The sequence below is a fragment of the Rhizobium sp. BR 317 genome (assembly GCF_047445835.1).
GTDB classification, from domain to species: Bacteria; Pseudomonadota; Alphaproteobacteria; order Rhizobiales; family Rhizobiaceae; genus Rhizobium; species Rhizobium paranaense.
The window spans coordinates 43,463-54,827 of the sequence record NZ_JARWLB010000030.1; the positions used below are offsets into that span (position 1 = coordinate 43,463).

Genomic DNA, 11,365 nt, shown 5'->3' on the forward strand with positions numbered 1-11,365 from the left:
CGGCATCCTCGCCGCCCCTTCGAAAGTTCCGCTCGTTTTGATGTTCGCACCTCAATTGGAGCGTCTACCTCGTCCGGGAAGGCCTAGCGGCTGCCCCATCAAAGCCTGGGATCAAACATCCAGGTAAGTGTTTTTGCATAGTTTCCGACTGGCTGCCATCGTCTGCTATCCGAACTTAATTCTCTCTTTGCATGCCTCTACGGTCGCCCGAAGGTTCGTTTCGTGGCATTTCTCATAAAACTCGATGGTCGGTGCGGTCATCCCACTAGGGATTGCCACAAGATCTTGAAGCCGGAGACCCGGCAATTTGCTGAGCGCCTGGTCCGCCAACTGCTCTTCGTTCAGCCTGCCGACACGATCCGCCAATGTTTCGAAATAGGCCACATTCTTGTCCACCGTGGCGGGAGACGATGTCATGCCGTGAGCCGGGATAACGAACTTCGCTTTGAGATCGCGGATGCGCTTCAGTGATGAGCAGAGCAATCGAAGATCATCCGGATTATCACTCCAGACTTCCGGAATCGGATGCTCGACCGCGTCAACGGCTAGGCAGACCCGGATTTCAGGGATCCACACGGCAATATGGTCTGGTGTGTGTCCTGGGGTGTGAATGAGTTCCAGGGTGAGATCACCACCATGAAGCACCATCGAGCCAGAAAAGGTAATGTCGGGCCCAATGAGTTCAACGGTTCGAAACCGCGCGTCCTGGTTCGCCTTTTCGCTCAAGGTCTGCGGCGACGATGGATCGCGTAGGCGTTCGAGCGCTGCCGCATGGGCAATGATCGGGGCTTTTCCGGCGATGGCCGCGTTGCCCCAGAAATGATCCCAATCCATATGTGAATTGACGACGATCAGCGGGCGATCATTCGCTTTTTCCCCAAGCAGATCCAGCGCCATCTGACATTGCTCGGGCGTCCCGAGAGTATCGATCAGGACGTTATATCTTGCCGTGCGCACAAGCACGCCATCGACTTCGTCTCCCGCCCTGACAATTATGATTCGATCGTCAAGGCCAGGGTAAGAGCACAATTCTACAGCGACACTCACGCGATGCTCCTCCTTAAAAATCCCGATCAGATTCACTCATGTAGGCGGCATTGCGGATCACTAAAGCGCGGACCTGCCACCAGGCGGCAATTGCTATTCTTCGGGCCGGCCGGGTCAGTGTTCAAAGGGCTGGCAACTGCGTCAGCCCACCGCTCATCACGCATTCCTAAATCTCTCGATGGCAAACCGCTTCGATATTGTAGCCGTCCAGGTCAAGTATGAACGCGGCATAATAATTTGCATGATAATGGGCGCGAATCCCAGGTCCTCCGTTGTCAGTGCCACCAGCCGCCAATGCGGCCTGATGAAATGCCTCAACATCGTGACGGGTTTGAGCACTGAACGCGATGTGCGATCGCGGCTCGTAAGGCGTGCCCTGCGAAATCCAGAAGTCTCCACCCGGATCGCCGCCGCCATCCGGGCGCGGAGCACCAAATCCCGCCGCATTCGGAAAGTCCTTCAATATCCTGTAGCCGAGCGGCGCTAGCGCCGCGCGATAGAAGTTCTTGGCGTAATCCAGATCGCGAACGTTAATACCGGTGTGATCAATCATCTTGGCTCCTCATGTTCGATGCCTCAAGCGCCGTAGATCTCCCGCACGATATCTTGCGGATAAGCTCCCAGGCAGCCTTCGACCGCCGTGTTGGACATGATGGCAGCCGAAATGCCTTTCATGGGATCGATGAACCAACTATGCCCATAAACTCCACCCCAGGTTACCGATCCTTTCGACATCGGAGTCTCGGCCAGGACCGAGTCCTGAATCACCGCACCTAAAAAGGAGAACCCCTGTCCTGGTTCGCCTGGGCGCGGGATATTGCCGATCTGGTTGAGAAGTGCCGCTTTCGCCGTATCGGCCTCCAAGATGGGTGCCCCGCCCCGGCGGACGGCTTCGAGAAAGGTGATCAGATCCGGCGCCGTGCCCACCATGCCAGCGCCGCCGGATTGAAAAGCCTTGGGGTTGAACAGCCGGGTCGGCGCAAAAGTCATCAGATTGCCGTCACTGTCCGCAATCAGATGGCGATCCTCCATCCTGACGGCAGCCGGATGGGCATCGGCATAGGGCGTGGCAAGCCGCTCCCGGTCACCGACCGAGAAACCGGTATCGCTCATCCCTAGCGGTCCGGTCACATGGTGACGCACGGCCTCATTCAGGCTACACGCCTCGATCCGCGATAGAATTGCACCAAGAACGTCGATGGCGATCGAATAAGACCAGAGCGTACCCGGTACGGCCAGGAGCGGAAAGGTCGATAGTCGGCTAAAATTCTCCTCGAAATCGAGGTCAGTGTCGGCAAGGCCGGCATCGAACATCCGCTCCGGTGGCGTGGTTTTGCGATCTGCGCCATAGCTGAGGCCTGCCGTATGAGTCAGCAGGTGCCGGATGGTGATATCGGCGATCTCCCCATCCGGCCGCCTGGGCTGGAAATAGGGAAGATAATCTCGCGCGAGGTCGCCAAGCGCCAGCCTGCCCTTGTCGACAAGAGCGAGAGTCGTCGCTGCCACGAGCGGTTTGGTCACGGAAGCGAGACGGAAAATCGTCTCTGTCTCAACGGGTTTTCCCATTTCGCGATCGGCATAGCCGGCAGCGCGGCAATAAACGGTCTCCCCGTCTTTGGTGACGATCACGACAGTGCCGACGATCTTGCCGGCCCTGATCGCCCTCTCCATGACCGCGTCGATCCGCGCCTTCATCGCAACCATCCTCCAGAATTTCCGAACAAGCGGACACAGAACTACATGTTCCGCTTATGTTCTGCAAGGCATGCGATATCGTTCGCGCAGCGCAACATCAATGCAAGTAGTGCGACTTCATTCCGGTTGTACCGGCATTCAGGTTTTCGTCACGCCTTCATCACTCGTGAAGCCGACGATACCCTTGATTTCGGTAAATTCATGCAGGCCGAACTTCCCATATTCCCTGCCGTTGCCGGATTGCTTGTATCCTCCAAATGGCGCGGCACCATCCCATGCCGATTGATTGAGGCGAACCGTGCCGGCACGGAGCCTGCAAGCAACCGACCGTGCCTCCAGCGGATCGCCCTGTATATAGGCGGCAAGACCATAGGGCGTGTCATTGGCGATCGCCACCGCCTCGTCCTCGGTTTGATAGCCGATAATCGACAGTACAGGACCGAAGATCTCCTCGCGCGCGATCGTCATCGAATTCGTCACACGGGCGAATATGGTCGGGCTGATGTAGTAGCCTGCGTTGAGATGCGAGGGGCGCCCGAGGCCGCCGGCAACAAGTTCAGCCCCTTCCGCGATACCGGCCGCGATCAACGCCTGTATCTTTTCGAACTGGGCCACGCTGGCCACCGGCCCCAGGTTCGTGCGAGCATCAGAAGGAGGACCGACAACGAGCATGGCCGCTTCTTTCGCGGCGATTGCGCTTGCTTCATCCATTCGCTCCGCCGGCACGAGCATTCGCGTCGGCGCATTGCAGGATTGCCCGGAATTGCCAAAACACCGGCGTGCGCCCGCGCTAACGGCAGCGGCGAAATCGGCACTCCGCAATATGATGTTTGGCGACTTGCCGCCGAGTTCCTGATGCACTCGCTTGACCGTCGGTGCAGCCGCCTGCGCGACGGCGATGCCGGCCCGCGTCGAGCCCGTGAAGGATACCATGTCGACGTCCGGGTGGCTGGCGAGTACCGCTCCGACAGTTGGACCGTCACCCTGGACCAGATTGAAGACCCCCGCCGGTACACCGGCCTCATCCATGATCTCGGCAAAGATGACCGCGTTGAACGGCGCGATCTCCGAGGGTTTGAGCACCATCGTGCAGCCAGTCGCAAGTGCCGGAGCCACCTTGCAGGCGATCTGGTTTATCGGCCAGTTCCAAGGCGTGATCATCGCTACCACGCCAACTGGTTCGTGCACGATGCGAGTCGAGCCTTGCATGTATTCGAAGGCAAAGGTTTCGCAAGCCTTGATCGTTTGCTCGAAATGAATGGCGCCGAGGGCGGCCTGCTCGCCCCGAGCCATGGCAAGCGGCGCTCCCATTTCGCGGGAAATGACATCACCGATCTCGTCATTGCGACGCTTGAGGATCGCCAGAATGCGTTTTAACAACGCCAAGCGTTCCTCCTTCGTCGTTTGAGAGAAAGAAGCGAAGGCGCTACGCGCCGCGGCGATCGCCTTGTGGGCGTCAGCCGCGCTGCCAATCGCAATCGTTCCTATCGGCTGCTCGGTGGACGGGTCGACGACCTCGCGCGTGCTTAATAGCGTCGGGTCGACCCAGTCTCCGCCGATATAGAATTTGTGCGCATGTTTCACTGCTTTCTCCGTCGGTTTTCGTGCTGCTCACCAATTCGGTGATGCTGTCGGCGAAATTCCCACAATCCTGATAGCCGGGAAGGTTCTCCCATGTGGGTGCGCTGAAGCTTGTCCTTGGACTATCGATTTACCGCGAGATAGTTCATAGGGAGCATCCTCTGGTTGAGTTCATTTGCTTCCCGATGATAGTCGGCTCAATCCAGCGCAATCTGCCTATCCGGGATCGTAGGACAGAACTTAATTGCGAACGCCAGCAGTGTTTGAAGCTTCGAATCCGTTCGAAGTGAGCGTCCGTATCGCTAGCGTCAACCTCCAATCGCGCACTCGGTTGTCGGGGTGACGTTGACTGCTCTTGAATGGACGCGAACTACAGCTCACAGAATGAACGAGAAAACCAATCTGTGAAACGAACCAACGTCGGAGCCGGACGGCCGTCCGGCTCCTCGGGGTTTAAGCTGCCAAGACGCCGCTTTTCTTTGCCGTCCATGTGGCGATGTAGTCCATCAGGCCCGGGGAGAGGCAGTCGTAGGGTGCAAGGTCGAGCTCGGCGAGGCGCTCGCGGATTGCGTCCATCTTCGAGGGGTCATACCCTGCCTCGATGATTGAGGATACGAAGGCGGCAAAGCCGGGTTCCGCCCATCCTTCTTCTTCGAAACGCTCAGGGTGGATGAAGGACAGGCCCTTGAACGGATGATCCCGCTCGACCGGCCCGTACATATGAACGCCGCACTCCTTGCAGGCATGTCGCTGGATCAGGGCATTTTCATCGACGACCGCGAGCTTATCGCCGTTCTCGACAACCTCGACGGCCTCCGTCGGTGCCACCGCAACGATGGAGAAATTTGCGCCTACCGGCTTCCAGCATTTGGTGCAGCCGCAGGCATGATTATGGGCAATATCGCTCTTGATCTTCACCTTAACCGGGTTCGTGGTGCACTCGCAAATGAGAGTGCCTCCGGCGAACGCGGCGCCGCCCTTCCGCAATCCCCCATCGACATGGGGGTGTATGCCGACATTTGCCATAGTTTCTTCCTCCTATTTGGCCGGACACCTCGCCCGACCTTCAGAACGGTGGGTGACCGATTAGCGATTGGGTCGCTCCGCATGCCACCTCAAATGGTCTTCCATGAAAGTCGAAATGAAATAGTAGGAATGGCCGTAGCCTTCCTGCATGCGCAGGCTCAAGCGAATGCCTGCCTGGTCGCATGCTTTCTGGAGTTCCGATGGATGCAGACCGTCCTCCAGGAACGTGTCGGCAGTGCCCTGGTCAACGAGAAGTTCCGGAAACCGGAAGCCATCTTCGATGAGCGCACAACTGTCGTATTGTCTCCAGGTCTCTTCATTGCTGCCGAGGTATCGTTCGAACGCGGGACGGGACCAACCCGCCAGCATGGGCCGCGCGATTGGTGCAAACGCGGAGCAGCTCCGAAAGCGGTCGGGGTGTTTCTGCGCGAGGGTGATCGCGCCGTGCCCGCCCATCGAGTGTCCAAAGACGCCCTGCCGAGACATATCCGCCGGGAATTCCGACGCAACAAGACGTGGAATCTCCTCGGAGATATAGGAGTACATGCGGTAGTTTGCGTCGAATGGGGGGCAGGTCGCGTCAAGGTAAAACCCCGCGCCGCTGCCAAACTGCCAATTGTCCCGATCATCCGGCACCCCTTCACCCCTTGGACTGGTGTCAGGACAGACGACGATCAATCCGAGAGCGGCTGCCGCTCGCCTGTACTCGCCTTTTTCCATGACGTTGGCGTGCGTGCAGGTCAGCCCCGATAGATACCAAACGACCGGGCACGGACGCACCTCCGCCTGCGGAGGCAAATATACGGCGAAGGTCATGTCGCAGTCGCAGGTGCTCGAACGGTGCGCGTAGACACCTTGCGTCCCTCCATAGGACCGCTCAAGCGAAATGGTCTTCATGTCGTAATCCTTTATCGACCGCCACCGCGCCGCAGTCGCCGCGGATGAGATTCAGCGTTTCAGTGAGTTCATGAAGCTGCCGATATGGGGAAACAGTTCCTTGAAAGGCGTCTCCGAGCGGTTCCTCAAGAGGACTTCCGTGAACAGTTTCAGTCCGATCGTGAATTCGGCCGTCTCGTCGCAGGGCAGCATCTGTTTCTCGCGCATCATCGACAGGACCTTGAAGAGATCGTCATGATTGGTCGCTTCGAAGACAAGGGCCTTGTCGGCGGCCGAGGGGACATCCCCCTCAAGCCGCTCGACGGTGATCCGGTAGGTATAGGCCAAGTGGAACTCCGCTACAGTTCGACAGCGTAGTAGGTGAAGCCGCCTTCGTCCTTCCCGACACCGGAAATGGCGTCATTGATCTTCTCCAGCGGCCACACCATCGGCGACATGACCGACATGTCGATGATCCCTGCTTCGACCATCGCCGCGATCTCCATGCCTTCCGCGGCCGTGAACCATACCGAGCCGATCAATTCCATCTGCTCGTCCATCCACCATTTCACGTCGACGGGCAAAGCCCCCGATGTGCCGCCAATGTTGACGATGCGGCCGCCCCGTTTGACGCCGCCCATGGCGTCCAGCATGGAGTCGAGCGGCGCCTTGGCGCCGAGCGTATCGAGCATCAAGTCCGCACCGCTGCCGTTCGTCTGCTCCTTGACGAAGGCTCCTGAGGATCCCTTCACGTTCGAGAAAGTGACGATGCGATCCGGCGCGATCGCTTTCAGCCGCTCAAGAAGCGCCTCGCCCCTGGCCACGGCATAAATCTTCGCAACACCCATCGCCAACGCGAACAGCGTCGCACCCAGGCCCAGCGTTCCGGTGGCGCCGTTGATGATCAGGGTCTTGCCCATCAACGGACCGCATTTCTTGAGGGCGGCGTAGGACGTACCGAGATAGCCCATGCGGGAACCTTGGACGAACGTCATGTTGTCGGGGATTTTGATGACCTGCGCCTGTGGGGCGACCATGAATTCGCCGAAACCGCCATAAGGATAGCGGGCGAACATTTCCATGCTTTTCTGGTTGTATCCAAAGTATCCGCCGAGCGTCCAATATTCGCAGGCCTGCGGTTTGCCCGAAGAACAATGATGGCATGCGCCGCAGAAACGCCCGGGGTTCACATAGACCCGGTCGCCCGGTTTGATACTGACAACTTGGGGACCGACCTCGTGAACCACGCCACTCGGATCGAGACCATGAATCGCAGGCCGAGGCGGCAGCGGCATCTGCGGATACCAAGTCTCCCAGTTAGCCAGAACATTCGCGAGGTTCGGAACCATTCCGCAGGCTTTTACACGGACGATCACGTCGCTCCCGGTTGCCTTCGGACGCTCAACCTCGTCAATGCTCATCGGCTGACCCACGGCGTGGAGCCGCGCGGCACGCATCATTTCCATCGGTATTCCTCCCAAACTCAAAGATTGCCTCGTATTGACATACCATTTGGATTGTGAATACCGTTTAGTATCTTAAAAGGCAAGCGAGGAATGCAACTATCCTCGCGGACCCGGCAAAGGCCCGGCGTCAAGGAGGAGAAATGGATTTCGTTTTGGTTGACTGGCTCCGCATTCTCTGCGGCGTCTGGTTCATTCCCCACCTCGTTGGCAAGGGCCTGCACCGTGAGAAGGCCGGCGAAACATTCGAAGCGGCGGGCTTCAAACCCGGGACGCTGTTCGTGGTGCTTACCATGGTTGCCGAGACGTGCGCGGCTGTCGGAATGATTTTTTCCGTGTACCCCAGGGTTGCAGCCGTGTGCGGTGCTTTGGTATTGCTTGGGGCCGGATACGCGGTCGTGAAGATCAACGGCCTGAATTGGCGCTGGCAGAAGATGGGCCCGGAATATCCAATCTTTTGGGCGCTCATTTGTCTGCTAACAGCTCTTGTATGACCGCTGCATTTTGGGGTACGCCTCGGTGTCTGGATACGCGAGAACAGGAATTGCGAATGGCACGGCTGACACGTGAGCAAAGTCAGGCTCGAACGAAAGAGAAGCTTCTAGCGTCCGCTTATGAAGTCATGGCACGATACGGCTACGCCGGGGCTTCGATTGAGCGGATCGCCGAGGAGGCCGGCTATTCGAAGGGGGCGTTCTACTCGAACTTTGCCAATAAGGAAGACATCTTCCTCCAACTCCTTGCCGGCAATGCCGGCGGCGACGTGGTTCAACTGACGGAACTTCTCGGGAACTGCGATGATCCCATGGAGCTCATTGACGTTCTCGCGACATGGGCGAACAACCGCGGAGATGACCGACGGTGGGGAATGCTGGCGATCGAGCTGCTGCGCATGGCACAGCATGATCACACACTGGGAGATCGTCACATCAAGCTTTTCCGGGATCAGTGGGAGGGCGTCGGCAAGATCCTCATCGACAAGTTGGATCTCGTCATGCAGTCCCCTGCAAACCCGTTCTATATCGGCGGTATCGTTCTCGAGCTCACCTATGGCGGTATTTCGAGCTTCCTCAAGGAGGGAGCCCCTGGAGACATGGTCCGGGTCGTTTTACGAGACATGTATCGGTCGTCGCGAGCAACCAAGTCTGGCGTCCCGGTAAAGGCCTGACGGGGACCATCATGCCATACGGCATGACAGACGCACGGCTGTACCGTTAGTCGCCGCGCGCTCTTAACGTCTCAACAATCTATCGATCAGGACAGCCGGCACGCAGCGGGGCGAGAGCCCGTTTTTGCGTCCATAGCGCGCTTGACATCCAAAAATTCAGAGACTAGCTTTCATCCAGAAACCAGATAGTATGTGAAAACTATTTGGTATCCAAACTGGAAGTGGCGACCGCTGTTGAGGAGCATGCGGTTATTGGGGGGGACTATGAGCAAAAGTAGGATGACAGCGATCTGTCGGAGCAAGCAACCCGGACGCTAAAGCGCCGGCTGCTTTGGTGCCGCATGTCACGCGCTAGCGGACCGGGCACCGCAGAATACCTGTCGCAATTCGGAAAACGTCGCATGCTTGGATTTGGCAACTCTCCGCAGGAGGCGCTGGCCGCGTCTCTGCTCGTCATGGTGCTCGTCGGCATTTTCGCGTCGGGCCTGATGCGCTGGCGCCGCCTGGTGCGCCTTACTGACCTCCTAATGCCTGCCGCATTGCTGGCAGCCTATTGGCTTGTCTACAACAAAGTGCCGGCTTTTCCGCCTGTCGGGGCGGTCAACAAGCTGTTCTACGTGATTGTTATCGGGACGGCAGTGGGGTTTGCGGTCGAGATCGCCGCCCAACGCGCGGTTCGAGTTGTGTCCCTTTTTCAGCCGGTGGCGGCTGCATTCTATATTGGCCTGCCCCGCTTGGGAGTGGCGACGTGGGAAGTGGTGACTGCTGCGACGGCCGGCGTGGCCATAATGTGGCTCATCTTGCGCGGGACGTCGGTTCGCGCGGAGGATGACGTAAAGCGGGGCGGCGTCGTTGCCGTGCTTGCGCTCGGCTTCGCGCCGATAGCCCTTCTCGGCGCATCGTCCTCCTCGTTTCAGCTCTGTCTGATGTTCGCAGCCGGTTGCCTGGGAATTCTCCTGGTACCCATCGTCAACCCCGTTTTCCGCTTTGGCGGCGCCTCATCGATCGGCGCGTTGGGTGGACTGATTTCCGTCGCTTTCACCGTGGTGTTGATCACGCGCAAAGCCGATCCCGTCGCCATTGCGATCCTCGGCCTCTGCGTCGTGCTGCCAGTGTTCTCGGAGGGTATCTGCCGGATGCTCGGCGTATCCCGGCAGTTTCCGCGCCTTTTCGTCCATGTCGCCCTGGCTGTGCTTCCGGCCGCGTTGGCGGTCGCTGTCGCGTTCCTGGACTATGGATCGAGTTTTCCAGCTTAACCTGAGGAGGAGAATGAAAATGAAATATAGACTTGCAGCTTTGTTGCTTTCGATGACGTCGCTCGCCGGGGCAGTGTCGCCCGCTTGGGCCACCAAGTTCGACATCGACCCCGTGCATTCGGGAATCGCGTTTTACATCGATCACCTGGGCTTCTCGAAAGTGATTGGGGTCGCGCAGGAATTCTCAGGCGCTTTCGACTTCGACGCCACGAAGCCCGAGGGAAGCAGCCTTGATGTCAAGGTCAAGGTCGGTTCGATCTCGACGAACAACAAGCAACGCGACGGCGACATCCAGGGTGCTGATTGGTTCAATGCGACGGAATTTCCGGAAATCACCTTCGTCGGCAAGGAGTTCAAGAAGACCTCCGACACCACGGGCCAAATTACTGGCGACCTAACGATTGCGGGCGTCACGAAATCCACTGCGCTGGATGTCAAGTTCAATAAGGAAGGTCAGAACCCGTGGGACAAGAGCCACGTTGTCGGCTTCAGCGCGACAACTAAGGTCAAGCGGAGCGATTTCGGCATGAAGGCAGCACTTGGGATGATCGGTGACGATGTCGATCTCGTGATCCAGGTGGAAGGCCGCGAGCACCAAGGCTGATTAAACGCAATCCCGACCGCAGGGTCATTTCGTGAGAAAGGTACCGTCGCTGTCGCAGACGGTACCTTTTCTGTATAGGCGCATCAGAAAACGCTTTGCCCAGAACAAATAGCCGCTTCACCGGTCGCTTCGCAGCTTCCATAGTCGCCCGGCGCGGGGGTGGCGGCCGGGTGAAATTTCCAACTATTTCGGATACTTTTTAGTATGCAAATTCTAATCAGTATGTTAACGAAGATCCGTGCGGCTGGAGGACGGAGATAAAACCGTAAGCGCGCATCGGGAGGATCTGTCAATGCTTTCGCCTGCAATCTCGCTCGTTTGCGGTACACCCGCGCGGCCAAGCTCGCCCATTTGCGGACCGCGAACCTTCAGCCGACGCATTCCTTATTCTTCCGCGACCTGACACTCGCAATCAAGGCCGCACCGCGGCAATTCTGGCAACCATCGAAAGGAAATCTAATGGACGTACGCGCCGCCGTCGCCGTTGCCGCCGGTAAACCGCTGGAAGTCATGACCGTTCAGCTCGAAGGCCCAAGGGCCGGCGAAGTGCTGGTCGAGGTCAAGGCAACCGGCATCTGCCATACCGACGATTTCACGCTCTCAGGCGCCGATCCGGAAGGCCTGTTTCCGGCGATCCTCGGCCATGAAG

At 58.3% G+C, this 11,365-nt stretch carries 13 protein-coding genes; 5 read left to right on the forward strand and 8 right to left on the reverse strand.

The genetic code is table 11. From position 1 onward, the window contains the following. Nucleotides 1–165 precede the first annotated feature (165 nt). From QD357_RS29350 to QD357_RS29385, 8 genes are all read right to left on the reverse strand, one after another. Nucleotides 166–1,047, reverse strand: a complete 882-nt coding sequence (locus QD357_RS29350) for an MBL fold metallo-hydrolase (protein WP_414125643.1) — start codon at nt 1,045–1,047, stop codon at nt 166–168. A gap of 166 nt (nt 1,048–1,213) precedes the next feature. Further along, nucleotides 1,214–1,600: a VOC family protein gene (locus QD357_RS29355; protein ID WP_414125644.1), complete on the reverse strand. Its 387-nt coding sequence runs from the start codon at nt 1,598–1,600 to the stop codon at nt 1,214–1,216. Between the two features lie 23 nt (nt 1,601–1,623). Beyond that, nucleotides 1,624–2,742 (reverse strand): serine hydrolase domain-containing protein, encoded by a 1,119-nt coding sequence (locus QD357_RS29360; protein ID WP_414125645.1) that lies wholly within the window; start codon nt 2,740–2,742, stop codon nt 1,624–1,626. A gap of 138 nt (nt 2,743–2,880) precedes the next feature. Beyond that, a complete protein-coding gene (locus QD357_RS29365; protein ID WP_414125646.1) occupies nt 2,881–4,326 on the reverse strand; it encodes an aldehyde dehydrogenase family protein in 1,446 nt (481 codons plus the stop codon). Between the two features lie 450 nt (nt 4,327–4,776). After that, nucleotides 4,777–5,349, reverse strand: coding sequence for an S-(hydroxymethyl)glutathione synthase (gfa, locus tag QD357_RS29370; protein ID WP_414125647.1), 573 nt, complete (start codon nt 5,347–5,349; stop codon nt 4,777–4,779). 60 nt (nt 5,350–5,409) lie between these two features. Then, complete coding sequence (gene fghA, locus QD357_RS29375; RefSeq protein WP_414125648.1) at nt 5,410–6,246, reverse strand: S-formylglutathione hydrolase; 837 nt, start codon at nt 6,244–6,246, stop codon at nt 5,410–5,412. A gap of 51 nt (nt 6,247–6,297) precedes the next feature. Next, nucleotides 6,298–6,573, reverse strand: coding sequence for a DUF3861 domain-containing protein (locus QD357_RS29380; protein WP_414125649.1), 276 nt, complete (start codon nt 6,571–6,573; stop codon nt 6,298–6,300). A gap of 11 nt (nt 6,574–6,584) precedes the next feature. Then, nucleotides 6,585–7,691: an alcohol dehydrogenase catalytic domain-containing protein gene (locus QD357_RS29385; protein ID WP_414125650.1), complete on the reverse strand. Its 1,107-nt coding sequence runs from the start codon at nt 7,689–7,691 to the stop codon at nt 6,585–6,587. Between the two features lie 140 nt (nt 7,692–7,831). Here QD357_RS29385 and QD357_RS29390 point away from each other — a divergent pair, with 140 nt between their 5' ends. The 5 genes from QD357_RS29390 to QD357_RS29410 all read left to right on the forward strand — a co-directional run. Then, entirely contained in the window at nt 7,832–8,182 is a 351-nt protein-coding gene (locus QD357_RS29390) for a DoxX family protein (RefSeq protein ID WP_183938666.1), read from the forward strand. Nucleotides 8,183–8,238: 56 nt separating this feature from the next. Continuing rightward, nucleotides 8,239–8,856, forward strand: a complete 618-nt coding sequence (locus QD357_RS29395) for a TetR/AcrR family transcriptional regulator (protein ID WP_183938665.1) — start codon at nt 8,239–8,241, stop codon at nt 8,854–8,856. 401 nt (nt 8,857–9,257) lie between these two features. Next, nucleotides 9,258–10,112: a hypothetical protein gene (locus tag QD357_RS29400; protein WP_414125651.1), complete on the forward strand. Its 855-nt coding sequence runs from the start codon at nt 9,258–9,260 to the stop codon at nt 10,110–10,112. Between the two features lie 19 nt (nt 10,113–10,131). Beyond that, nucleotides 10,132–10,716, forward strand: coding sequence for a YceI family protein (locus QD357_RS29405; RefSeq protein ID WP_183938663.1), 585 nt, complete (start codon nt 10,132–10,134; stop codon nt 10,714–10,716). A 459-nt stretch (nt 10,717–11,175) separates the two neighbouring features. Then, a partial coding sequence (locus QD357_RS29410) for an alcohol dehydrogenase catalytic domain-containing protein (RefSeq protein ID WP_414125652.1) occupies nt 11,176–11,365 on the forward strand: 190 nt, incomplete at its 3' end.

Coding starts and splice junctions, on each gene's coding strand:
- QD357_RS29355 (WP_414125644.1), bottom strand. CDS start 1,600: ATGATTGATCACACCGGTATTAACGTTCGCGATCTGGATTACGCCAAG.
- QD357_RS29360 (WP_414125645.1), bottom strand. CDS start 2,742: ATGAAGGCGCGGATCGACGCGGTCATGGAGAGGGCGATCAGGGCCGGC.
- gfa (WP_414125647.1), bottom strand. CDS start 5,349: ATGGCAAATGTCGGCATACACCCCCATGTCGATGGGGGATTGCGGAAG.
- fghA (WP_414125648.1), bottom strand. CDS start 6,246: ATGAAGACCATTTCGCTTGAGCGGTCCTATGGAGGGACGCAAGGTGTC.
- QD357_RS29385 (WP_414125650.1), bottom strand. CDS start 7,691: ATGGAAATGATGCGTGCCGCGCGGCTCCACGCCGTGGGTCAGCCGATG.
- QD357_RS29390 (WP_183938666.1), top strand. CDS start 7,832: ATGGATTTCGTTTTGGTTGACTGGCTCCGCATTCTCTGCGGCGTCTGG.
- QD357_RS29395 (WP_183938665.1), top strand. CDS start 8,239: ATGGCACGGCTGACACGTGAGCAAAGTCAGGCTCGAACGAAAGAGAAG.
- QD357_RS29400 (WP_414125651.1), top strand. CDS start 9,258: ATGCTTGGATTTGGCAACTCTCCGCAGGAGGCGCTGGCCGCGTCTCTG.
- QD357_RS29405 (WP_183938663.1), top strand. CDS start 10,132: ATGAAATATAGACTTGCAGCTTTGTTGCTTTCGATGACGTCGCTCGCC.